19 protein-coding genes and 2 pseudogenes are annotated in these 23,834 nt (G+C 43.5%); 6 read left to right on the top strand and 15 right to left on the bottom strand.

The features are described 5' to 3' along the window. Window positions 1-334 precede the first annotated feature (334 nt). Window positions 335-1,312 (top strand): DUF1852 domain-containing protein, encoded by a 978-nt coding sequence (locus AB4486_RS18315; RefSeq protein ID WP_017064213.1) that lies wholly within the window; start codon window positions 335-337, stop codon window positions 1,310-1,312. 45 nt (window positions 1,313-1,357) lie between these two features. Continuing rightward, a complete protein-coding gene (locus AB4486_RS18310; RefSeq protein ID WP_017062410.1) occupies window positions 1,358-2,386 on the top strand; it encodes a methionine synthase in 1,029 nt (342 codons plus the stop codon). Between the two features lie 211 nt (window positions 2,387-2,597). On the opposite strand, the gene AB4486_RS18305 is transcribed toward AB4486_RS18310, so the two are convergent. From AB4486_RS18305 to AB4486_RS18270, 8 genes are all read right to left on the bottom strand, one after another. After that, window positions 2,598-2,999: a hypothetical protein gene (locus tag AB4486_RS18305; RefSeq protein ID WP_017070653.1), complete on the bottom strand. Its 402-nt coding sequence runs from the start codon at window positions 2,997-2,999 to the stop codon at window positions 2,598-2,600. Then, the gene (locus AB4486_RS18300) at window positions 2,992-3,441 is read right to left on the bottom strand and encodes an N-acetyltransferase (protein ID WP_017064208.1); all 450 of its coding nucleotides are present in this window, start codon (window positions 3,439-3,441) and stop codon (window positions 2,992-2,994) included. The genes AB4486_RS18305 and AB4486_RS18300 overlap by 8 nt, the downstream gene beginning before the upstream one ends. A gap of 69 nt (window positions 3,442-3,510) precedes the next feature. Then, on the bottom strand, window positions 3,511-4,011 hold the full coding sequence (locus AB4486_RS18295; RefSeq protein ID WP_372118050.1) for a hypothetical protein: 501 nt from the start codon (window positions 4,009-4,011) through the stop codon (window positions 3,511-3,513). A 61-nt stretch (window positions 4,012-4,072) separates the two neighbouring features. After that, window positions 4,073-4,513, bottom strand: a complete 441-nt coding sequence (locus AB4486_RS18290) for a hypothetical protein (RefSeq protein ID WP_372118047.1) — start codon at window positions 4,511-4,513, stop codon at window positions 4,073-4,075. A gap of 199 nt (window positions 4,514-4,712) precedes the next feature. Further along, window positions 4,713-5,213 carry an opioid growth factor receptor-related protein gene (locus AB4486_RS18285; RefSeq protein WP_017062405.1) on the bottom strand — a complete coding sequence of 167 codons (501 nt, stop codon included), beginning with the start codon at window positions 5,211-5,213 and terminating at the stop codon, window positions 4,713-4,715. A 467-nt stretch (window positions 5,214-5,680) separates the two neighbouring features. Then, window positions 5,681-6,154, bottom strand: coding sequence for a response regulator (locus AB4486_RS18280; RefSeq protein WP_086713531.1), 474 nt, complete (start codon window positions 6,152-6,154; stop codon window positions 5,681-5,683). Then, window positions 6,141-7,496, bottom strand: a complete 1,356-nt coding sequence (locus AB4486_RS18275; RefSeq protein WP_372118045.1) for an ATP-binding protein — start codon at window positions 7,494-7,496, stop codon at window positions 6,141-6,143. The genes AB4486_RS18280 and AB4486_RS18275 overlap by 14 nt, the downstream gene beginning before the upstream one ends. A gap of 6 nt (window positions 7,497-7,502) precedes the next feature. After that, window positions 7,503-8,921, bottom strand: a complete 1,419-nt coding sequence (locus AB4486_RS18270) for a DASS family sodium-coupled anion symporter (RefSeq protein ID WP_372118042.1) — start codon at window positions 8,919-8,921, stop codon at window positions 7,503-7,505. Between the two features lie 484 nt (window positions 8,922-9,405). Between AB4486_RS18270 and AB4486_RS18265 the strand changes: the two genes are divergently transcribed. Together AB4486_RS18265 and AB4486_RS18260 are read left to right on the top strand one after the other, a co-directional pair. Next, entirely contained in the window at window positions 9,406-12,423 is a 3,018-nt protein-coding gene (locus AB4486_RS18265; RefSeq protein ID WP_372118142.1) for an EAL domain-containing protein, read from the top strand. A gap of 122 nt (window positions 12,424-12,545) precedes the next feature. After that, window positions 12,546-12,656, top strand: a pseudogene (locus AB4486_RS18260) (DUF3103 family protein); the annotation flags it as partial. Between the two features lie 146 nt (window positions 12,657-12,802). Here AB4486_RS18260 and AB4486_RS18255 read toward each other — a convergent pair. Then, window positions 12,803-13,120 (bottom strand): Dabb family protein, encoded by a 318-nt coding sequence (locus tag AB4486_RS18255; RefSeq protein WP_372112135.1) that lies wholly within the window; start codon window positions 13,118-13,120, stop codon window positions 12,803-12,805. 213 nt (window positions 13,121-13,333) lie between these two features. Then, window positions 13,334-13,573, bottom strand: coding sequence for a hypothetical protein (locus AB4486_RS18250; RefSeq protein ID WP_017101685.1), 240 nt, complete (start codon window positions 13,571-13,573; stop codon window positions 13,334-13,336). An 81-nt stretch (window positions 13,574-13,654) separates the two neighbouring features. Between AB4486_RS18250 and AB4486_RS18245 the strand changes: the two are divergent. Next, window positions 13,655-13,765 (top strand): annotated as a pseudogene (locus AB4486_RS18245) (LysR family transcriptional regulator); the annotation flags it as partial. Window positions 13,766-13,891: 126 nt separating this feature from the next. Here AB4486_RS18245 and tnaA read toward each other — a convergent pair. From tnaA to AB4486_RS18230, 3 genes are all read right to left on the bottom strand, one after another. Beyond that, a complete protein-coding gene (tnaA, locus tag AB4486_RS18240; protein WP_372118038.1) occupies window positions 13,892-15,364 on the bottom strand; it encodes a tryptophanase in 1,473 nt (490 codons plus the stop codon). Window positions 15,365-16,213: 849 nt separating this feature from the next. Beyond that, window positions 16,214-17,890: a GTPase family protein gene (locus tag AB4486_RS18235; RefSeq protein WP_372118036.1), complete on the bottom strand. Its 1,677-nt coding sequence runs from the start codon at window positions 17,888-17,890 to the stop codon at window positions 16,214-16,216. Next, window positions 17,877-18,992 (bottom strand): YcjF family protein, encoded by a 1,116-nt coding sequence (locus AB4486_RS18230; RefSeq protein WP_372118034.1) that lies wholly within the window; start codon window positions 18,990-18,992, stop codon window positions 17,877-17,879. Before AB4486_RS18230 ends, AB4486_RS18235 begins: the two co-directional genes overlap by 14 nt. Window positions 18,993-19,231: 239 nt before the next feature. Here AB4486_RS18230 and AB4486_RS18225 point away from each other — a divergent pair, with 239 nt between their 5' ends. After that, on the top strand, window positions 19,232-19,744 hold the full coding sequence (locus AB4486_RS18225) for a peptide-methionine (S)-S-oxide reductase (RefSeq protein WP_017063632.1): 513 nt from the start codon (window positions 19,232-19,234) through the stop codon (window positions 19,742-19,744). A gap of 167 nt (window positions 19,745-19,911) precedes the next feature. Here AB4486_RS18225 and AB4486_RS18220 read toward each other — a convergent pair whose 3' ends face one another. After that, window positions 19,912-21,528 (bottom strand): polysaccharide lyase 6 family protein, encoded by a 1,617-nt coding sequence (locus tag AB4486_RS18220; protein WP_372118031.1) that lies wholly within the window; start codon window positions 21,526-21,528, stop codon window positions 19,912-19,914. A gap of 85 nt (window positions 21,529-21,613) precedes the next feature. Continuing rightward, a complete protein-coding gene (locus tag AB4486_RS18215; protein ID WP_017061461.1) occupies window positions 21,614-23,386 on the bottom strand; it encodes a sodium:solute symporter family transporter in 1,773 nt (590 codons plus the stop codon). Window positions 23,387-23,834: the final 448 nt, after the last annotated feature.

The following is a 23,834-nucleotide window of genomic DNA, read 5'->3' as shown; positions in this document are numbered from 1 at the left end:
CTCTTAATTAAATTAATTGTCTTAAATAACACACTAATAATGTGGTTATATTTCCATCAAGCTAATTAATATAACTGACACCGGCTTAAATATTCAAACAGAATAGATCATGAATATTCCTCATGTTCAATGTGAAGTAATACCATTGTTAATGGTCAACCTATCAACGTATAAAAACCTTAAGCGATTAACTTTATACGACATTAATTCTACTAAGCATTAATTTCAGACAGCATAGCCTTCGATTCTTAATCCGGTCACAAGCAAAAAATAAAAGCCGTTTTAATACTAAAGCCCGAGAGAATCAGAAAACAAATTGGGATACCAAATCAGCATGAATAAAGAATTTAATTTTACGATTAAGAGCATTAGCCTCGACGAAAACTACCAGCCTGCAGACAGCACGCGTATCACAACCAACTTTGCTAACCTGGCTAGAGGCGACAGCCGCCAAGCGAACTTACGTAATGCACTACAAATGATCGATAACAGTTTCAACGCGTTAGCACACTGGGACAACCCTAAGGGCGACCGTTACTCTGTTGAACTTGAAATCATTTCTGTTGATATGGACATTGAAAGCAACGGCGAAGCATTCCCTTCAATTGAAGTGCTGAAAACCAATATTGTAGACCGAAAAACTAACGAGCGTATTGAAGGCATTATCGGAAATAACTTCTCTTCTTATGTTCGAGATTATGACTTTAGCGTACGTCTATTGGATCATAATAAAGGCCAAGATAAATTCAGCATTCCAGAAGATTTTGGTGACTTACACGGTAAGCTTTTTAAATATTTCGTTAACTCTGACGCTTACAAAAAGAACTTTAATAAACGACCTGTTATTTGCTTAAGCGTGTCAGATAATAAAACCTATTACCGCACTGAAAACCAACACCCAGTATTAGGTTTTGAATACCAACCGAATGAGTCTTCTTTAACTGAACAATATTTCAAAAAGATGGGCTTACAGGTTCGTTATTTCATGCCGCCTAACAGTGTTGCACCTTTGGCCTTCTATTTCTTTGGTGATCTGCTGAACGATTACTCTAACCTAGAGCTTATCAGCACCATCAGTACCATGGGTACGTTCCAGAAAATCTACCGACCTGAGATTTACAACGCGAACGCGGTTGCGGGTAACTGTTACCAACCAAACTTGAAAAACTTGGATCACTCGCTGACTCAAATCGTGTACGACCGTGAAGAACGAAGCCAGCTAGCTGTTGAACAAGGTAAATTCGCAGAAGAGAAGTTCATTAAGCCATACCAATCAGTTCTAGAGAACTGGTCGGCAAATTACGCACTTTAATCGTCTATTGCGCTCTCAAACCACCCAAGGATAGGCAATATTATTATGAAAACACTATTACCGACTTCAACAGCGGGCAGCTTGCCGAAACCGTCTTGGCTTGCACAACCAGAGACGCTTTGGTCGCCATGGAAACTTCAAGGCGATGAACTCACAGACGGCAAACAAGATGCGCTGCGTGTCTCTCTGCACGAGCAACAGCAAGCAGGCATTGATATTGTGAGTGACGGCGAACAAACACGTCAACACTTTGTAACGACCTTCATTGAACACCTGAATGGCGTTGATTTTGAAAAGCGTGAAACCGTTAAAATCCGCGACCGTTACGATGCGAGTGTACCGACGGTTGTAGGCCCAGTTTCTCGTCAGAAATCTGTGTTTGTTGAAGATGCGAAGTTCTTACGTCAGCAAACCGACCAACCGATCAAATGGGCTCTGCCGGGGCCTATGACCATGATTGATACACTTTACGATGCGCATTACCAAAGCCGTGAAAAACTGGCGTGGGAATTTGCAAAGATCCTCAACGAAGAAGCCAAAGAACTTGAAGCGGCAGGCGTGGATATTATTCAGTTCGATGAACCTGCGTTTAACGTGTTTTTTGATGAAGTGAACAATTGGGGCATCGCTTGTTTGGAAAGAGCCATTGAAGGGCTTAAGTGCGAAACAGCAGTCCATATTTGTTATGGCTACGGCATTAAAGCAAATACGGATTGGAAAAAGACATTAGGCACCGAGTGGCGCCAATACGAAGAAGTCTTCCCTAAGCTGCAGCAATCGAATATCGACATTATCTCTTTAGAGTGTCACAACTCTCATGTACCTCTTGAGCTGCTTGAGCTCGTACGAGGCAAGAAAGTAATGGTCGGTGCGATTGATGTTGCAACCGATTCGATTGAAACACCGGAAGAAGTGGCTAGCACTCTACGTGAAACACTTAAGTACGTTGATGCCGACAAGCTCTACCCTTGCACCAACTGCGGCATGGCTCCCCTACCTCGCGAGATAGCCTCAGCGAAGCTTAATGCGCTCAGTGCTGGCGCAGAGATCGTTCGTAAAGAGCTTTCAGCGTAACGCTTTCCTAAAGAACAAAAACTATGCCTTTAAGCCTAAGTATCATATTGATGCTTAGGCTTTTTGTTATGTGAGTTAATGAGCTTTACGCGCTGCTTACCAGGTTTTATCTAGGTCTTGAGCATATAAAGAGATCGCTCGTTGGTACTCTTTAATCGCATCGCTATTCGTCGTGGAAACTAAAAGCTCAAGTAACAGCGATGTCGCTTCTTTATGGCGACCTAGTTCGACACGCTAACATACGGCTCCATTCTTCTTTGCTCATTGCGCCTTTAGAAAGGTAAATATTGTGTTTCTGCATTGCACCTTTCGTGTATGAAAGCTTGATGAATGAGCCAATTTCAAACGGAAGAAAGCTACGCTGTAAAGTCACATCACAAGCAACGCCATTTAAACGTACATGACCGTTCGTGATTTCAAACGAGCTATCGCGAAGCTTCCACCACAACATTAGAATTTTTATTAATGGAGGAACACAAATTATCAGCCCTATGGTTAGCAGCGATGAACGATCACCATCTAATATCCAATAGGCAAGACCTAATGCAATAACAATAAACAGCAACTCTGAAAATAAGTACTTAACAAAATTTAGTTGGATACGGTTATCCATGACACCCTCTCAATGATGACCCTAAAGGCAGCTCCATTTCAACGAGCCCTTTCACTTCAGACAACTGAGTAAAACCTTTTGATTGATAAAGCTTAATGGCGGGGTTCTCACTGAACACGCGCAACACTAACTGAGCCGATGCTTGATTGTTCGCATGTTCAATAGCCAAATCGAGACACTTAGAGCCAAAACCTTGACCTTGACAGTCAGCTAATATCTGCAAGTCCCTAAGAAACGTTGTACCACTAGCGTAACTGAAGCGAACAACACCAATACGGCGATCCCCCACATAAATTTCATAGTTATCCAGCTCATCCCAGCTGCGTAAAAACTGGCTATGACCCCAAGCGATTCCACGAGCTTGATAGTAACTCGCCATATTCGTTTTGGTGATCGATTCAGCGAACTTAGGCTCTGAACCTTTGACCAACCTTACTTCCATATTGTGTCCTTTGTTTTCAAATCACATCTGAATACGGCATAGCAAAATGCCGTATATGTTGAATCATTTTTAGGTACATACTGATTTCACTTCCTTCCATTGTGTATCCCATTCTTCGCCTAACAAATTAGAAAGTTTTTCACAGTCGTATAGATAGCGAAGACTATCTTTACAGTACGTAGTAAGTATTTCAGTTAACTGACCAGACGCTTTTTCGTTGTCTTTGAGTTTTCCGTACATCATCAAACCAGTCCTAAAGGTGTCTTGATCGAGGTCAGACGCTTGCTTCGATAACATCCCAAAGGAAATAGCGTTAATAGACAGGGCTAATGCAATCGCATCGCCTTCATCTCCCTCTAATTCACAAGCACTATAACGAGCTAACAAGTTCGATGTTTTAATTAATGGGGCAAGGTCTTTTGTATTTGCATATTTATAGGTTTCAAAACCTTGCCGCACCGCAGCTTTATGACTGTCTTCAATGCTCACAACATAGTCTGTCAAAACATGTAAGCTCGCATATGCACCTAGCCCGAAAGCCACAATGAACACGGCGATTAATCTGATCACTTATCTCTCCTAAAAGAACCTTGTGCTGGTTAATTTTAAACGGCGTCTTGTAGTAACAACCCTACTTGCCATCGACCTTTTCTAGAAACCAACTTCCTTGGCACGGCCCATTGGTTAAGTGCCATCGGCCGTCAAATCTACTGCCACTGCCACGTGCGGAAAAACGATAATCCCATTGGTGATGTTTAGCATATAAACGTAAGTCGCCGTTTTCCGTCACCCAACCCTCTAACGGTGTTCCATTGTAGGTAAGCCTTAGAGTAGCCTTACCCTCACGAATAGTTCCGGTGATGGTTGTGCGTTCACACATATTATTGCCAGTGGTGTTAATACGGCGGCCTAGCCACTCACCGTCGAAATCGATAGAAGGAACAAATTGGGGACTATCCGGAAGTTTAGGAAACGACTCGGAATTACTGGACCCGAACCACTGAAGCTCACGACCAACAAGGAAGAAGACAACAAAGCCGATTGATATCGCTATCACAAATCCCTTTTTCATTAGCCTCTTCCTAATCCGCTGACCTTAAGAAAAGAACCCTAACATAATGAAAAGTAATAACTTACCATCAGTTTAATTAACTTTGATATATTCCACAAATTGCATTCAAATGTTGAATATAGAGAAAGCGGCATCGTACAAAATACCGCGCATTGAGAATCAATTATGAGCAGTGCCGGAAGCTCTGCACAGAAAAACCCTAACCTTCCAAGGCATTGCGCCAATACTGAACGGTTTTATCCGACACCAACCCTGTCTCGGTCGCCGCTGATACTAAAAAGTCACATAACCGAGCCGCAACCTCTTCATTACCCAACAAGTACAAACTGCGAATGGCTCGCGTTAACCTTAGCTGGTTATGGTCATGATTCTTTAACCATACGTGATTAGCCGGGCTAAGTGGTAACGATGAAGATATTTCACTCCCGTTTCGCTGCATACCCCAAAACTCAAGCATCAGGTCAAGCACTTGTAGATGAGCTGTGCGGAGCGCTTCTGAATTAGCAAAAAGCACCTTATCTTCTTGAGTAACCAACGGGGCATGTTGATTAAACTTAGTCCCCTCATCTATTGGGAAGAACACTTGAATGTACTTATGGTCATGCTCCAACCAAAAATGATTGTAAGCCAATAACTGTTCTATATTTCGACCAAATTTGTCCGGCGCTTCACCAGATATAAAGCGAGCAATCTCACTCATTTTAAAATCCTACTGACTATAAACCCCCACTTGTGGGCGAATGCATTATTACGCAGTAAGCCGTCAAAAGCCTAGTCCTTTACGTTGTAAGTACCGATTTGGCTTAGAACTCCACGTCCCACGCGTTAAGAATCACTTTTGAATAATTTCGACTTACTTTTCTAACAAACGACACGGGAACTCTGCGACACATTTTAGCTCTGCTGTATGTTCAGGGAATCGTTCCTGAAGAAAACACAATGCATCCGTTGGCGTTGGCGTTGGCGTAGCGTATGAGTTTTAGACTAAAGCCAGCAACCAGTGTGTTAATAACTGAGTACCAAAACCTGAACGACTAAAAGAGGTAGGTAAAATAAGCAGCGAAAGATTACATCTTTCAAAGAAAAACCCTTCAGAAAGCGTCCTTCGGTGCATAGAATTTCAAGCGACTTACACTAGTGAATAATGTAAGTCGCTAACATAAGAGGCTAACGCAAGCGTCTGAACACAACCTGCTGGTCGAGCTCATTCTGATAGTCCGTGTAATCAAGCCCTTGATCAAATATGTACTCAGTGACAAGAGTACGAATGCACTCAACCAATGTGCTTGCTTGCCAAGGCTTTTCAAAGTAACGGTCGATGCCTGCTGCATTAATCGCATTGATGGTATCAGTATGAGTGGCCTGCCCCGTAAGAAGAATTTTCTTGGTATTCGGAAAGCGACTGTCATGGGACACTTCAGTGAGTAACTCCACACCCGTTTTCCCTGGCATCACATGATCAGACACGATGACGGTAATGTGTTCGCCTTCTGCGTCAAGTTCATCAATGAGATCAAGCACTTCTTGCGCTGATTCACAATCTTCAATATTCAGCCAACTCGCCAGCGGCTCTAAATCTTGTATCACTGCGCTCAGTACTTCTCTCTGGTCATCGACACAGATTAAATTAAGCTTCTCCATGTTCACCCTCTATTGGTAACTTGATTCTAAATACCGTTTTAGAAGCATCACTTTTCACAATAATACTTCCGCCATAACCTGCCACAATCCGCTTAACTACTGATAAACCCAAGCCCAATCCAAACGATAAACCACCTTTTTTAGTGGTGAAGTTGGGCTGAAATACCTTTCTACGAGTCGCCTCGTCTATCTCAGGGCCGTTATTCGCGATCGTAACTAATATCCTTTTCTTACTTAATCTGGTTTGAATCTCTATTGCGGCATCGTCTGAATTCGACATTGCATCACAAGCATTCTTTATAATGTTGACCCAAATCTGAACGAGCTCTGTTTTCGAGCCTTTAAAAGACGGTAAATCCGCAGGGCTCAATCGCACAGACACTCTACGTAACTCACTTTGTAGCAACGATAAGGCATGGTTAATGGAGTCGTTAATATCAACCGCTTCTTCGGTGTCGATATCAACTCTGCCAAGTTGTTTAACCGATTTTACGATGCCGACGGTGTGTCTAGATGCCAAACGCAAATCATGTAAATCACAGCCCATCTGCCAAAAACGAATCGCTTCTTCTGGTTTTTTCAGCCAATGCTTTGAAATAACGTCTGTTGCAGATAAAGCATCAATTGGAATCGCCTTTGCAAGAGAGCGAGCAATGTTTTTGTCTAAACCATATTTTCTTTCAAATTGTCGCCCACGTGTTCGTGCTTCTGACGACGACGTTTTCTGACCATGCATTAACCCAAAATCGAAAAATTGACTGGCTTCTGGATGCACTTCTTCAAGCAGATCCATGATGACCGTTTCAAGTCGACCAGATTTACTATTTACGACACCAATAGCGTTGTTAAGCTCATGAGCAATCCCTGCAGCCAATTGACCCAAGGTCGTCATTTGCTCAGCAGTATGTAACTTCTCTAGCGCTTTTTGTTTCGCTATCGCTTCTTGTGTTGCACGGCGTTGACGACGCGACAACTCATTGACAATCACAGGTGTGAACTGTGCGGTAAGAGGACCAAATTTACCTTCATCTTCTGCAGGCGTGTCTTTATCGATCCACGCTAACTCAACATCGGTTTTAGCAACAACCGTTGAAGATGCTGTCCAATTACCTGAAAAGAAGCTATGAACGCCTATAAAAGCCCCACTACCCGCGCTAAATACTCGCACTTGCGGTGTATTCGCATCGGTATAAAACCCTTCCAGTTCTCCACTAAACACATAATATAAACGAGTGTTTAACGCTGATTGTTCAATAATGGTGTTACCGGCACAGCACGTCACCCGACGTTCTGTTTGGTTAAAATAGCGCTCGATAAGTGCTTCTAACTTTTGTTGATACACGTATCGTTACCCTATGTGACCAATTGAATGTAGCAGCCACACCATAACAAAGCTCAATAGCACACCAACCACACCCAAAATAATACCGATTCTGGCCATTTGATTACTTTGCACATGACCAGTGGCATGAGCCAACGCATTCGGTGGTGTACTGATTGGCAGCGACATACCTAATGAAGCGGCAAAAGTCACAACTAGAATTAACGTTAATTCACCGCCTAGTGGCGTGAGTGAAGCCATAGACGAACCTAACGCAGCCATAATTGGCATTAACAAGTTAGCCGTTGCGGTATGAGACATAAAGTTTGCCATTACCAAACACAAGAACGCCGCTCCGAACAACACCACATAGGGTGAGTAGCTATCAAACGGAATACTGTGTACCACGAGCTTTGCTAAGCCAGTTTTATCGAGCGCTAAACCAAGCGCAATACCACCTGATACAAGCCACAGTACGTCCCAAGAAATTTTTTTCAGGTCTTCTTTATTAATGATCCCTGTGAGTGAGAACACAGCGACAGGAATCAGAGCGACGGTATAAGAGTTCATGCCATGGCTTGAGCCCATTAACCAAAGAATGATGGTCAGCGCAAAAGTGACGTACACCGCAATGGCTTTAGGCGTTTTAAGGAATTTACCTTTGATGCTTAGCTCGATTTTCTTTTGGTCAGCTTTGTACATAAAGCCTATTAAAAACCACGCTAACGCCATCATAATCACAACAAACGGCACACCAAATGCCATCCATTCACCGAACGTAATGAGGTTATCGCCAACTAAATATTTAAGTGCGATAGCGTTCGGAGGGGTACCGATCGGAGTACCAATGCCACCGATGTTAGCGGCAACCGGGATACAAAGCGCAAACGCTACACGACCGGGGTCTTTCGGACCAAACACAGCCAGTACCGGCGTTAAAATAGAGAGCATCATTGCCGTTGTTGCCGTGTTAGACATAAACATCGAAAAGATACCAGTGATCAACATTAAGCCGAGCATCACAAACTTTGGGTCTTGTCCAAATGGCTTCAACAACACGCGAGCTAAGTTTACGTCTAATCGATATTTAGTGGCGGCCATTGCTAAGAAGAAACCACCCAAAAACAGCATGATGATTGGGCTAGCGAATGTCGCCATGATATCGCTGTATTTTAACAGCTCACCAAAATGTTCCTGCCCATGCTCAAACCTTAAAAAGATCAGCCCTTTATCTGACAACATCAACAATTGCAGAACGATAATAACAACAGACGTCGCGTAGATCGGGATGGGCTCGAACACCCAGCACAATGCCGCTAATAAAAAGATCGCGATAACGCGTTGTTGAATAATCGTAAGGCCTTCAAATGGAAACGCTGATAGCGGCATTACGAGGATAATGAAAGGAATTAAAATAGGGATAATGTATTTAATATAGGGGCGCATAGCACAAAAACTCTTCCTGAGATAACAACTACTTAGAAATTAGATTTAAAGTTCTAATTTAGATCCGACAACGAATTATCGACCTCTTATCACTATCTCACTATCGGCTAGATCAATGATTACGTAATCGCGATATCCCCTTTTTCGATTTTGTGCGCTACCTCTACGTTTGTATGTCATTTATTGTTGCAATTAAATTCAGGAGAGTGGTTTCTGCGTTTCTAGTCATAATCCGTTCCGGTTATTCTAGGTACTGTCAGAACAGATCAGTCGCTTAAGTCATGTCCATAAATTGAGGACCGCTTCTGAGTAACCTCTCAAATATATGAGTTAGACTTACTCGGATTGTGCGTGGTTTTGCATTTCCTTTTGCCGTAAGTTTATTTTCAAGCTCGCTTAGTAGAGCATGGAAGAAATAATAAAAAGATACCTATTCTCCCCCGAAAACAGTTCTACACAACACAACTTTCGACCGGCTAATAACATGACTATTGTTACATCTAAAAAACGTCCTACCGTTGGCATTGTGCTGCCTATGCTCAGTGGCTTCTACATGGGCGAGCTAAATGCAACCCTTAGAAGGCTTGCGAAAAACCATAAAGTCAATCTGATCTTCATCCGCTCGGGTGAGCGAAGAGATTTTAAACTTCCTATATATTTTAATCATCTCGATGCCCTTGTGGTCGTTCTCCATGCAGCGACAGTAAAGTTGATCGAAGAAGCTATAAACGCAAACATTCCAGTCATTTCTATTGGAGCAAGCTATGCGCCGCTGCCCGTTGAGCAGTATTATAGTGTGCAAAGCGATGGTGTCACTAAGCTCTATGAATGGTTACAAAGTCAAGGACACGAAGAAATCGGCTTTTGTGGCGATCTCACTGTTAATGATATCAGGTCTCGCTTCAAAGCGTATCAACGCACGGTGATTGATCATAAAGGCTCATTCAACCAACGCCATTTCTTCCGCGTGTCGAATTGTTCTCTATCTGGGGGACGAGAAGCCGCAATAGAATTTATACAGCGTAAATCCAAATGCACTGCGGTTATCTGCGCAACTGACCACAATGCTGTAGGTATGATGGAGCAACTGTCTCACAGCAATATCTCGGTACCTGACGATGTCGCCATCGTAGGCATTGATAATATTTTCGTCGGTCAACAATTCAATCCCAAGTTAACAACAGTAGACCAACAGCTTGAGCTTCTAGCGACGCAAGTATTTCACCGCGTGTTGGAACGTATTTCTGGGAAGCCTTTTAATAATGCCAATAATAGTGTCCCGCAAAAGCTCATCGTTCATCAGTCTTGCGGTAACACAAACCCAGATCTCGAACATAAAGAAGATATCAACTCAACTCGCCAAATCCTCTTAAATGTGCAAGGGCGTTCTCCCGCTGAGATATTCGAAAATTTCTATTCACAAGCACAAGGAGGTTTTGACTCAATTAGAGATGCTCAAAGCCTTTACGGAAACAATCTTGACTGGGCCTGTCTCGCTGAGTGTAATTCGGAGCAATACACTATTAGGAAATGGGTAGAAAAAGGCATGACTCAGCCAACTACCCTACCGCAACAAACAGATATTCAAGACGATATTCGCAATTTCCCATTTTTCGAACGCTATGATCATTTCGTTGCTTCCATTCTTCCTATCAACTCAGGGCAAGAAGATCACTGGAAGCTCGTCGCTGTTGTTGATTCATTGCAAGATCACCAAGATATCGGTACACAATCGGTATTCAACAATTATTTAGATATGCTCGCACTGTTCATCGAGCGCGACGAGCTTATCAATACAAGTAACAATCGTCAGAAGAACTCCCAACAGTTGTTGCAACAGCTCAAAGTAGTATCTAACAGCTCAAACGATGGTATCTGGGATTGGGACTTACTAACCAATACTCTTGTCTGGAACAGTCGGTTAACCAAAATGATTGGCTGTCAAGATACCTTTTCTGATCGTAAGTTAGGATGTGACCATCTGTTCCAATATATACACTCAGAAGACTTAGAACTTCTCGAGTCCGCCATTCATAACCACTTAAACGAAGAAGTACCGTTCAAATGTGAATTCAGGATGAAGACGCAACATCGCGGATATATCTGGGTTCATGCCAATGGCTCAGCGGTTCATAATGCAGAAGGGCAGGCTGTGCGCTTCATTGGCTCAATGACGGATGTAACTCAAGAGCGAGAAGATGCGGAAAAGATTCAACATATGGCGTATTATGATGCGCTTACTGGCATCGCTAATCGCCGGAAAATAATGGAAAGCATCGCGCAACACATTGTGAATCGACCTAACCAAAAACGCGCGGTCATGTTGATGGATCTTAACCGTTTTAAGATTATCAACGACTCTTTTGGTCATCACGTCGGTGATGCACTTCTTTGCCACGTGACCAAACATATTCAGAACGTGCTATCAAGTGAACACCTTGTCGCACGTTTGGGAGGTGACGAATTCTTGTTTTTGTGTAATGTCAGTTCCGAAGCAGACATCAACGCACTCGCCACGCAGATTTTAAATGCCGTTCAAAACCCATTGATCCTTGATGATATTGAGATTATCAGCCAAGGAAGCCTAGGCATCGCTATGTATCCTTATGATGGCGTAAGTGCCGAAGAATTAATTAAGCAGGCCGACATTGCCATGTATCAAGCTAAAAAGCTGGGAGGACAAAGCTATCTCAACTTTCAAAGGTCAATGGCAAAAGAGACGGAAAACATAATCGAAATAGAGCACCAACTCAGTCGTGCCATCGCTCAACAAGAAATAAAGGTGCACTACCAACCTCAATATTGTGGGCAAGATGAAAAGATTACTGCTGTTGAAGCACTAGCAAGATGGGAATCTCCAACATTGGGGGATGTCCCTCCTGACCAGTTTATCGAGGTTGCTGAATCAGCTGGCCTAATCAGCAAGCTTGGTGAATGTATCATTCATCGAGTTTGTAAGGATGTTGAAGGATCTGAATGGCTACAAACCATGAGCCATATTTCCATTAATATCAGTGCAAAACAGCTGATACAGCCTCACTTCGCTCAAGAAATCATTCGAACTATTCGCCAATACCAGCTTCCTTTGACGTTATTCTGTATTGAGATAACCGAGTCAGCAGCAATTGTCGATTACGAGTTATGCATAAACTCACTTAAAGAACTACACGATGTAGGAATTTCTATCTCTCTTGACGATTTTGGCACGGGATTCTCTTCTCTATCTCTACTAAAGCAACTTCCACTAAGTGAAGTAAAGATCGACCGTTCATTTATCTCTGACATAACTCAAGGGCAGACCAACTTAGACTTCGTCAACACTATGATCATGATGGGTAAAAGCTTGGGCTATCGTGTTGTAGCTGAAGGGGTGGAAACTGCTGATCATAACCAACGCCTAAACGGACTGGGGATAGATCTGCTGCAAGGTTATTACTTCAGTAAACCTCGACCATTAAGTGAACTGGAATCAGAAGTGGCTATCAAATTGACTAGAGCTTAACCGTGGCACAACGGCATTATTTAAAAGTAATGCCATTCTTATTCACGCTTTGCGTTAACTTTACTGCCTATTGGCAGGTTAACGGAATAAAAATGAGCGTAAACAGTAGATGACATAAAGGTCGTTTAGAACCACAGATAGACCTCGTTGAGATGCCTTATCTGGACTACGACAAACAGACGTACTACCCCAATCAGACAGTTATCTTCTGGCCTCGCTACCGCTGGGGCGCAGGCGGGAATGCTGTCGCATCGTTTGCACCAGTCACTATTTCGCCAACAGAGTAAGTCGTTTCTTATTGAGTTAGGGCTTAATTGCTAGGCCCTAACCCTTCATTATTGAAGCTAAGTAAAACACAAGAGGCCTACTCAGAACCTAATTACAGGGAGTAATCAAACACGATAATGTCGTCTAGCAACGGACGAAACACATCTTTCAGCGCATCATGCTCTGGGTGCGGAAGGTAATTCTGACGGCCTTGTTCATCGGCGAATGTCATTAACACTGAGTGGGTATAACCTTGATTCTTGTTTTCAGGGCTGTCATTTAGCCCCCACTCGACTGAAGTGACCCCTTCAACTTTGTTTGGCATCGCTTCGAACAACATCTTTAGTTTTTGAACCTCTGAAGCCTCAGCGTTTTCTTTAAACTTAATCAGTAAAATGTGACGAATCATTCCCGTTTCTTTTCGAGTCATTCCTATCCCTTTTCGAATCGTTCGCTTGCTCGTTTGTCATGCTTAACCAACACCGAGTCGCGTTCTTAAGTTAGAGGAGAACAAAATGCCACACGTTACACAACATGCCAAGGCTAGAACGCTGGATTTTATAAAATAACCCAAATCCCAACACAAAAATGCTGCACCCAAGGGCGCAGCATTTCTCATGACAATGGTAAGCACGTTTTAACGTTAATCACGACGACCTGTAAGCTGGATCGTTTGGTCTTGATCGACGCTCTTGTGGAATTTTATTCCGCCATTAGCGGCGTCATTTCTTCCTTCAAGCACTGGCTCAGATTCAACACGCTCAGCCTTTACTTGATTACCTTCGCTTCTCGTCATATCGAGAGTACTCGCATAAGTACCGTCAGCCGCGAAAGCCGTGTTCATAGATAAAGCCATCAATCCAAGTGCGATTAACTTGTTCATACATCACCTCATTGTATTTCTAATTCTTTGTTCGTTTGGTATCTGTGTTTTTGTTGGGGTAACTTTAACAATCGAACATGAACCATAGATGTGAGCTATGTGATGAGCTGCCGCCGCTCGCAAAAAGACGCACCTTTGAATCAGTGGTTATTCCAAATGTTGAAATCTACCCTGAAAAACAAACAAGCGTAGTTCAGCTTTTAACGGGTTAACTACTTAAAGGCTTAACTGCCTAACTCCTCTACCATCCAAAAAAGAAAAGGCTCCCGAGGGAGCCTTTGATTAGGGTTCTAGTGACTATTCGCTTATGTTTTTATTTTAAAATGCTTCTTCGAGCGTTTGTTCATTCTTTTTTTCTGTCTGTTTTTCAACGGTTTCAACCTCTTTCAAGCGCGCAGTGAAGTGTCTTAACACCGGCGGCTCGTAGGTAAAATCGAGCCCTTTCACTTGTCCTGCATTCTCTTTCACTTTTTCGAATGCTTCGATGATGAAGTCCATGTGTGTTTGTGTGTAGGTCGCGCGAGGAATGGTAAGGCGTAACAACTCAGCAGGACATGGGTGTTGTTCACCTGTTGCTGGGTCACGACCTTGCAGCAATGAGCCAATCTCAACCGCTCTGATACCCGCGACTTTATAGAGTTCACACGCCAAAGCATGTGCTGGGAACTGACCTGCTGGAATATGAGGAAGCAGTTTACCCGCATCCACAAACGCAGCATGACCGCCTGCTTGTTGGCACACGATACCCATCGCTTCTAAGCCATCAACGAGATACTGAACCTGACCAATACGATACTCTAACCAATCTTGGCGCATACCGTCATAAAGGCCAACCGCAAGACGCTCCATTGCGCCGCCTTCTAAGCCACCATAGGTTGGGAAGCCTTCTTGCACCACACATAAGGTTCGACACTCTGTGTACACATCCATGAAAGTATCGTCTTTAAAGCACAACAAGCCGCCCATTTGTACCATGGCATCTTTCTTGGCAGACATGGCTAAGCCATCCGCGTATTTGTATGACTCACGCGTGATCTGTTCGATTGTCCAATCTTGATAACCCACTTCTCGTTGTTGAATGAAGTAGGCATTTTCAGCGTAGCGTGCCGAATCCATGATCACAGGGATGTCGTACTTCTGAGCAACTTGATACACGGCTTTTAGATTGGCGATAGACACTGGCTGCCCACCAGCAGAGTTACAAGTAATGGTACTCACAATGTAAGGAACATTAGCCGCGCCTGCTTCTAAGATCGCTTCTTCCAGCTTCACCACATCGAAGTTGCCTTTGAAGTCCGCGTTCACCGAGGTATCAAACGCTTCTTTGGTATAAACGTTTTTCGCCACACAGCAATTCACTTGGGTGTGGCCTTGTGTTGTATCGAAGAAGTAGTTCGACAAGGCGACCATTTTGCTGCGATCGAGCCCTTTCTCCATTTCACGCTTCTTAATAAGAACCGGAATGTAGATCTGCTCTGCACCGCGTCCTTGGTGTGTTGGAATCGTCAACTCGTAACCGAAGATATCCTTAACCGCATTCGACAATGCGTAGTAACTGCGGCTACCACTGTAAGCTTCATCACCCATTAACATCGCGGCTTGCATACGCTGAGTGATAGATCCTGTTCCGCTGTCTGTCAGTAAGTCGATAAACACATCATCACTGTCGAGCAAAAATGGGTTCATGCCCGCGTCGACAATGGCTTGTTCACGATAGGCGCGAGTTGTTCTTTTTACTGGCTCTACAACACGAATACGAAACGGTTCTGGTAGATGTTTGAAGTTTTCCATAATAATACCTTTCAATACATTCCGTTCAGGTCGAAATGTATTTTCTTTAGATGTCACGAGTCCTCACTATTAAATTAATAGTTCCGTATAAAGATACACAGAAAATTAACAGTGAAAATAAACAAATTAAATAATGACTTATTAATCAAACCTAAACAGAGGCTAAGATAATTAGCGAGAACGACAAAAAACGAATACCCTACACGGAATAATAAGTGCGACATTCATACGTTCAAAGGTTATCAAAGCTGCTGATAGGTAAACAAAGCTCGCTGCTTTGCTGGCGCGTGACGCCTAGAGGGTACTACTCTGAAGAAAGGCGGAACGAGAGCTGGTGATCTAAGGTATACCAAGCTAACAAGGTTAGCCATGTTGTTGATTGCCATTTCAGATACATGTTCACAATATATCCCTACGTTGAAATCAAGATGATCCGAAATTTAAATATAGTACAATTGTTTTATAAATACAGCTTAGAAAAGTATAAATGTGATCAACATTTAGAATGATAATTAAATACGATAGCGTGTTATATAAACTGTGAATCACAGCAGTTTATATACTATTAAACTAGTTCAGCGAGTTACTTAATAATATCGAGTCTCTTTTAAACTCAATTCTTCCTCTAATAAGGGGCTAATATAGCTGTTTTCTAAAAAGCTATCTTCTAGGAATCCATCTTCTAGAGAGCTACTGAGCTTAAAAAGCCAAGCTCTAAAACTCGCCGATCTAGAAAAGCTAAGCACTAAAGCCCCAGCCTTAACAAAAAAGATAAGCTCTCACGATCTAAAAACTCAGTTCTGATGAGTCTCAGCCTCATCAGAACCGTTTTGCAGCCGCAGTCGTGGATTACTTTTTCTTCACGGCTTGCTTGATGGCCATTTCAGCCAGTTTTGGTGTCGCCGCTTTCAATACGCTGGGTGCCACCTTCTTACCCACTTTGACTGCTTTATTCAGTTGGCCTTTAACCGACGAGCCTCTTTTCATGGCTTCTAAACGTTGGCGGTTTCTCTGAACGTTATTTGCATCAGCGATACGCTCTATCAACGTCTGCCTTAAAGTATCTAAACCAAACTGTACCTTTTCTGGCGCAATCGCCAGCGGTAACACGATATCGGTTTGCAGCAATATATGATTGTATTCGAGCGCTTGAGCAATGATCTTCGCTTTGGCCGATGTTGGATTCTCTAAGTCATACGGTGGCTGCCAATCGTCTACAGGCTTTAATCTGTCTACCTGATTCACAACCGACACCACAATCGGTTTCTTGCGTGAGATGTTCTTAGGATCGTCATAGAAAGCATCAAATCTATCTTTCAATTGCTTATCCAAATCACGTGCAGACTGATTGGCTTTAAGCACCCATAGCACCACATCCGCTTGGGTCATCTCTTTCAGCATTAAGGCTTCGGTTTTAGGATTGCCATCAAGCCCCTGAAGATCAACAACGCGAACATCATTGTCGTCGACAAACGCGTTATACACCGTTGAAGTGTCGGTTGATGGCAGCACATCCACTTCTGCAACCAACTCTTGCTTGAGTGCATTGATAAGTGAAGATTTACCCGAACTGGTTTGTCCCACCAGCACGATTCGCACAGGCTCTAGCTCTGGAGCAAAGCGTTGTTCGTCGAGTTCAGAAACATCAGACACTTTAAGTGCCTCATCTTCAATGCTGAAACGTCCGCTGTAGAGGTCAATCGCCACCGCCGCAACTTCATCTAACAAGGCTTGTTTGGCGGCGTATTGCATGTCATCAACCACACCCCTTGTCATCGTTGCTGTCGCTTGTTCTCGTCCTAAATCAGAAATCACCTTGAGTGGATTCAAATACAAGTTTTTAAGGTGGTTACCCCAAATAGCCGCTTTGAAGATCTTCTGTCCTAGCTCACCGTATTTATCGTAGGCTTCGTAGCCCGCTTTGATGTAAGAAACCTTGAGATACTCAATGCCGGGGATATGCTCTCGCACTACCAATTTGTAGCGTCGGCTGACCTCTTCGAACAGCTTTAGCCCTTCAGGAATCGAAAAATCGAGTGATTTCTTATCAAACTTTTTCGCAACAAATTCAAGTACCTCTAAACCGGTTTGGTCTAGGTTACCCCACTCTATGTCGACCATTAATTGTTGGCGTACATGGTGTTTTGAATCATTCCAGATCGACAGTTCTTTTTGAGACCAATCAGCCGAAGCCTTAACCAATGCATCGTTGATATCAGCTTTTTTATGCTGTGATTCAGCTTCAGCAGTATCCTCGCCAAGGCCGCCACTCTCTTTATTCGAGAAAGACTCTTTATTTGAAGAGCGGCTTGAAGAACGGCTAGAAATGAATAAAGGAATGGTGAACACCAAGGTACTCACGGCAATGGCAATCGACATTTCGAGTAGATAACCGTATTTGATCGCCAAGAAGACACCAAAACCCATCATGATAATGCTTGGGAAGATCGCCGAAATCAGGGCAATGCCCCAGCGTCCGCTCGATAGCACCGCCAGTAATCGAAATAGGTTTCTAATTTTCTTCATAACCCGACGCCGCCTTTCCTTTTTTCAGAGATTCTTTGTAGATCTTCTGCATCTCTTGTTCAGACACTTCTTCACCTTTGTTCTTATGATAGAAGTAAAAACAAGCCGCGCGACCTAAACCATAAGAGGTGCCGAAACTCATTGCCGCTGCAGCCACCGCACCTACCGTTTGACCATAAACTGGAATCAGCTTTATCAACTGTCGAGTGCCCAGCTTCATTCCGTATTGCAAAGCAAAGCTGCTTCCCAGAGTGCCTATCAACTCACTAAAGACTCTCTTATTCCATTCGACCCCATATTGATTGGCCAAGCTGTGAAGCATTTTGGCTTGAATCGCAGGTACCGACACCAAACCAACACCCGGAATCAGGTCACTCGCTGCGGCACTTCCTGCATACCAAAGCACTTCGTTTTCTACTTGATCAAAGTTGGCTTCTTCTTGCGTGGAATGTTCTTTGTCTTGCACCATCATTCCTATCACCGGAAGAATACTGCTCAGCTTTTCTAACAAGATGTCATAGTTGTAAACCGCTTCGCTGTTAGACATAGCGTTGTCATCCGTTTCGAAATCGACCGCTACCGATTCAAACTCTTTACCCCAAGCCTTCTCTACTTGGTTGGTGTTGAACTGAATTTGCCTTGCTCGATCTGGTTCACTGGAAGACAACACCGCCGTATGAACCAGCAACAAGTGTTTAATCTTCTTCTGTTTCTTAATCTGTTTTAGAGCCGTAAGCACAGCGGATTGTTCAGGTTCGTCGGCTTTCATTACAACGACTAACGCATTACCTGCCTGACCAATCTCTTCCAAATCCTCTTTCGCATCGTAATTCGCTTCGCTGAGTCCTCTGGTATCAAGAAACCTCATCACGGGTTTGTCTTGCGGAAACTCATACGACATCGCCGTCATGGTACAAGGCGTAAAACCATTGCCCACTTCTACAGAAGAGTCGCCCGTGACCGCTTGAATAAACGATGACTTGCCCGCCCCCGTTTTGCCCAACAGCCACAATGTAGGAAGATGCTTGCGCTGATATTCATGAGCCTGAGTCAAGTCTGGGTTCTTGCTCGGATTAATGAAGTCTTTTATTTGATCAAACATGTTTAGAGTAACGCTCACTTGATGTTGAGATTCGAGTTGATGACAAAGCAATACTGACTTATATAATCACAAATCATATTAAACTTATGTTTGTTCAGTCGCACAGGTTTACAATGCCTAAACGCTTGTTTTTATTTGCGCGCTCATTTTTATAGACGCTTTTTTATACGTACGGGTATCATCGTATTGATTCGGGTACCTAACGAACATCAACAAACACAGAGAGCTCAAAGAGAAGTATGGAACAAATTTATTTAGCTGGCGGCTGCTTGTGGGGTGTACAAGAATTTATTAAATACGTTCCTGGTGTTATCAGCACAGAAGCAGGCCGTGCTAATGGAAGCGCCCAGCCAACAGAGAACAAAACGACACAAAGCGACGGCACACAAAGCGATTACAATGGCTACGCGGAGTGCGTACAAATTGAATTTGATCCAAACATCACGTCAGTCACGATTTTGATGGAACACTTGTTTGAGATTATCGACCCTTACAGCTTGAATAAACAAGGTGTCGATGTCGGAGAGAAATACCGCACAGGTGTATACAGCACTAATGCAGAACACTTAACCGAAGCTAAGCACTATATTTCTTCAAGAGATGATGCCGACCGTATCGCTGTTGAGGTGTTGCCGTTGACCAATTATGTTGCCAGCGACGACATCCACCAGCATCACTTAAGTCACTTCCCTGAAGATCACCACTTATGTCATATCCCTTGGGATCTGCTGCATAAGTATAAATCACAGTAGTCACGACGTAAGATCGAGATAGTCACAACCTAAGATCGATAAAGCCTCAACAGACATTATCTGTTGAGGCTTTTTAAGTGTTAATGGTCAAGACAGCTATCGTGAATTGATTTGATAGCTCAAACCATTAAGCATTAGCCATTAAGTAATGACCCATAGCCAATAACTTACTTAGTCGTATTCTCAAGCACGTAGTCCGGACCCGCTGTTTCAGCCGTCACGACCGCAAGTTTAGACACGTCTGCACCTTCGCCTTGATAAGCGTTGATACCGTTCTCAACCGTCATTTTTGGCAGTTCAACCGAATAGCTTTCAATCAACCCAGAATCCGTTACTTGACCTACGTAAGTTTCGTCTGTGTAGGTTGCGCCGACTAATGGGTAATCTTGCGTTGCACGCACACTTACAAACTCAGGAGATTGCGAGTTATCAACCACGTTGTGTTTGAACGCCACATCAACGCCCGCATAAATGCCTTCCACTTCTGCGTTGTCAAACAAACTTACACGGTGGCTTTGGTTGCCGTAAACAATGCCCCACTCAGTGTCGACTAGAGAGTTATTCTCGATGGTGATGTTTTTCGGTGTCCACTGCTTGTTCAGCTCTTTGCCTTTCACCGATTGATCTAGCTGCTCACCATTCGCTACGTCGATAATACCTGTGTTAATAACAATGCCGCCACGTAGGTCAGCGTTGCCTTCGATCAAACCATCGCGGCCTCGAGTGTTTGCAATGTAGTTATTGCGAATCACATGATCTTCATCGTAGATACGGACGCCGCCGGTTAGGCGCTTTCCATTGCCAAGAATCATGTTGTTCTCAACCGTGTTGCCTTTTCCGTGACGCAGTGAAATAAGCGCGGTGCTTTGGAAAATAGTATTACCTGAGATCGTGTTGTCGCCCGACTTAATCGAGATAAGCTCACGCTCACCATCCATATCGATCATCAGGTTGTTCACGAACTTAGAACTTGAATCCCACTGTGAAGCTTTAGAATCACCAATACGGATCGCTTCCCAGCTGTTGCCGTTGTAACGAATCGCTTCTTTGATATCGAATTCATTGAATTGGTTAGGCTTTTGATCCATGAAGATATTATTTGCGATCAGGTGGTTGTCGGCTGTGTCATCTTTTTGTACACCGATCAAAGTGCCGCGTTTTTGCTTACCTTCGAAACGGTTGTTGATGACTTTGCCGTCTTTACCCCATAGAGAAACCCAAAGATACTTTGGATACTCAGAACGACGCTCGTCTGGCTCGTACGTGTAATCGTGGTTGAAGTAGTAGAATGTTGAGTTTTGAAGCGTATTGCCATTACCCATCATACGAACTGCGCCAAAGCGTTCGTTAGGACCGCCCTCAGTAAATACCAAGCCATCAAGCGTGATGTCATCACCTTTCAGTTCAAACTGAATCAAACCAGTGATCCACGCAGAACCTGCTTGCTCGGCCTTGATAGTGATGTCATTCGCCGTGATCGTCACTTGACCTAAGTTCGCGTATTTACCGGCAGGGATCACCAGTTCGTCGCCATCTTTTAGGTTTTCAAATTGTGCTTTAAGCGCAGCCACTTGCTCTTCCGAAGCAACGGCTAAAGTGTCGCCATCTACCTCTGTTAAGCGGTCACTGCTCAATAGGTAACTACGGTCAATTTCGCTAACAGCAGGCGTAGCTTGTTCAGCGACACTGACTACGGGTGCTGTTTTTTCTTGTGTTGTACAGCCTGTTGCAAAAGCGAGTGCGAACGCGCTAATAATGCTTACCGATAATAGTTTTTTGTTCATCGTACATCTCACATTAAAGTTTGGATTATAAAAATGACGACCACCCGTTCAGGTGGCCGTGATGTTATTTAGGATGCGTATTAAATTAGCCTTCGGCTGGAGTCACTTCGTCTTGTTGCTCGACTTTGTCATCGACTGCTTTAACAAGTAACAGACCAACAGAGAACACAATCAAGCCACACAGAACGAATACCATGCGTCCCCACATTGGGTTTGGCAGTACGAACATAGTCATTACGCCCACACCCGCTACCGCGATAAGTGAACCCAACATACGACGTTGCTTGTTATCCAGTTTCTTCTGTTCATTACTTTCAGCAACTAGTGGCGTCGCTAGGTTGTTGAAGAACTTGTCTACGTCTTTCTCACGGTGCTCAGCAAGAGGCTTGTAGAACAGTGTTGAAAGAACAAAGAAGCCAGCAGTAAATATGATGTGACCGATAAGGCCGATAGCCACTTTCAGGTCAGCCCACTCACGGCCAGTTAGTTCATTTAGACCGAACCAGTTTTGAATCATGTCCGCAGTGATAACGAAACCAACGAAGTAAGAAACCACACCACCTACAACTAGCGTGCCCCAACCTGCCCAATCCGGTGTTTTACGGATGAAGAAGCCACAGAATGCTGGAATTGTCATTGGGAAGCCGATCAATGCGCCCACGTACATCATGGTGTCGAAAAGGCTCAGACCTTTAAGAGAGTTGATGAACAGAGCAACCAAGATGATCGCGATACCGAAGAAGGTAGACGTTAGTTTAGAAACAACCATTAGCTCTTTCTCTGTCGCTTTAGGACGAAGAATCGGCTCGTAGAAGTTCTTAACGAAGATACCTGAGTTACGGTTTAGACCTGAGTCCATTGAAGACATTGTTGCTGCGAACATAGCGGCAATCAGAAGGCCAACCATACCTGCAGGCATGTATTCTTGAACGAAGTAAAGGTAAGCGAAGTCAGCGGCTTTGCTGCCAGCTTCTGGGTAAGCTGCTGCTAAATCAACACCTTGACCTGCCATGAACCAAGAAGGCATGAACCAGATGATTGGACCAAGCGTCATTAGTACACAAGCAAGTAGAGCTGCTTTACGTGCGTTATTTGAATCTTTCGCAGCAAGGTAGCGGTAAGAGTTAAGCATGTTGTTGGTGATGCTGAACTGCTTTAAGAAGATGAACACAGCCCAGATGCTGAAGATGCTCATGTAGTTCAGGTTATCACCCGTAATGAATGAATCTGTTGGGAAGTCGTTAACGATCTGCGTAACGCCGCCACCGTGGTAAATCGCAACCACAGCACACGTCACCGTTACCGCCATGATGATAACCATCTGCATAAAGTCAGATGCGATTACCGCCCAAGAGCCGCCTGTTACTGACATTACTAGTACAACCAGACCCGTTAGGACAATCGTCGTTGTCATATCAAAGCCGAAGATACCCGATGCGATGATTGCTAGACCATTCAACCAAATACCTGCAGAGATAACGCTGTTTGGCATACCAGACCAAGTAAATACTTGCTCATTCACCTTACCAAAACGCATACGAATCGCTTCAATTACCGTCACAACACGCAGTTGACGGAACTTCGGAGCGAAGTAAAGGTAGTTCATTAGGTAACCGAATGCGTTCGCGATGAAGATAATCGCTACGGCAAAGCCATCGGTAAAGGCTTTACCTGCTGCACCAGTAAATGTCCAAGCACTGAACTGGGTCATAAATGCGGTTGCACCTACCATCCACCACAGCATATTACCTCCCCCACGGAAGTAATCACTTGTCGTACTTGTAAACGTTCGAAACATCCACCCTATCGCAATTAAGAATAGGAAGTAGATGCCAACTATCAGGGTATTGAGTTCCATCGTTAGACCTTTTATTTATGTTTTTTTGTTGAGGTCACTATAAATAAATGGCAAGTATATTTGTACTACAATAATCCAAATGCGTGACAATGATCTTACAGTCTGACACCCAATTAATCATACAAGTGATCGAGTTCAAAGTTGCACCACCTAGGAGCGCAATTCCTCAAGTCAGTGCAGTTATCCGCACTAAATTTCGACCAAAACCCCGAAAAATATGAACAAAGTCTCTAAAAATCGAAGATTAATCGTTAAAAACTATTATTCTTGACGATCAAAGCTTAAAGAAGAGCAGCAAAAATATCGTTAGATATAATTTATAAAAATGAATTAAACCAATATATTTGTAGTACAAATAAGATCGATAATTTGCTTTTAAAAGTTCCCTATATTAGGCAGCCAATAATGAAAACTTGAAAACCACTATTAGATACTGACAGGGATACAC

It is taken from the genome of Vibrio sp. 10N.222.55.C6, assembly GCF_041473395.1.
GTDB lineage: Bacteria > Pseudomonadota > Gammaproteobacteria > Enterobacterales > Vibrionaceae > Vibrio > Vibrio crassostreae_C.
The sequence above is the reverse complement of the archived record's forward strand: the minus strand, read 5'-3'. Positions and strand labels throughout refer to the sequence as shown.

Bases quoted from the DNA above. Each gene is read 5' to 3' on its own strand.
- AB4486_RS18315 (WP_017064213.1), top strand. From the start codon at position 335: ATGAATAAAGAATTTAATTTTACGATTAAGAGCATTAGCCTCGACGAA.
- AB4486_RS18310 (WP_017062410.1), top strand. From the start codon at position 1,358: ATGAAAACACTATTACCGACTTCAACAGCGGGCAGCTTGCCGAAACCG.
- AB4486_RS18305 (WP_017070653.1), bottom strand. From the start codon at position 2,999: ATGGATAACCGTATCCAACTAAATTTTGTTAAGTACTTATTTTCAGAG.
- AB4486_RS18300 (WP_017064208.1), bottom strand. From the start codon at position 3,441: ATGGAAGTAAGGTTGGTCAAAGGTTCAGAGCCTAAGTTCGCTGAATCG.
- AB4486_RS18290 (WP_372118047.1), bottom strand. From the start codon at position 4,513: ATGAAAAAGGGATTTGTGATAGCGATATCAATCGGCTTTGTTGTCTTC.
- AB4486_RS18285 (WP_017062405.1), bottom strand. From the start codon at position 5,213: ATGAGTGAGATTGCTCGCTTTATATCTGGTGAAGCGCCGGACAAATTT.
- AB4486_RS18280 (WP_086713531.1), bottom strand. From the start codon at position 6,154: ATGGAGAAGCTTAATTTAATCTGTGTCGATGACCAGAGAGAAGTACTG.
- AB4486_RS18270 (WP_372118042.1), bottom strand. From the start codon at position 8,921: ATGCGCCCCTATATTAAATACATTATCCCTATTTTAATTCCTTTCATT.
- AB4486_RS18265 (WP_372118142.1), top strand. From the start codon at position 9,406: ATGACTATTGTTACATCTAAAAAACGTCCTACCGTTGGCATTGTGCTG.
- AB4486_RS18255 (WP_372112135.1), bottom strand. From the start codon at position 13,120: ATGACTCGAAAAGAAACGGGAATGATTCGTCACATTTTACTGATTAAG.
- AB4486_RS18250 (WP_017101685.1), bottom strand. From the start codon at position 13,573: ATGAACAAGTTAATCGCACTTGGATTGATGGCTTTATCTATGAACACG.
- tnaA (WP_372118038.1), bottom strand. From the start codon at position 15,364: ATGGAAAACTTCAAACATCTACCAGAACCGTTTCGTATTCGTGTTGTA.
- AB4486_RS18235 (WP_372118036.1), bottom strand. From the start codon at position 17,890: ATGAAGAAAATTAGAAACCTATTTCGATTACTGGCGGTGCTATCGAGC.
- AB4486_RS18230 (WP_372118034.1), bottom strand. From the start codon at position 18,992: ATGTTTGATCAAATAAAAGACTTCATTAATCCGAGCAAGAACCCAGAC.
- AB4486_RS18225 (WP_017063632.1), top strand. From the start codon at position 19,232: ATGGAACAAATTTATTTAGCTGGCGGCTGCTTGTGGGGTGTACAAGAA.
- AB4486_RS18220 (WP_372118031.1), bottom strand. From the start codon at position 21,528: ATGAACAAAAAACTATTATCGGTAAGCATTATTAGCGCGTTCGCACTC.
- AB4486_RS18215 (WP_017061461.1), bottom strand. From the start codon at position 23,386: ATGGAACTCAATACCCTGATAGTTGGCATCTACTTCCTATTCTTAATT.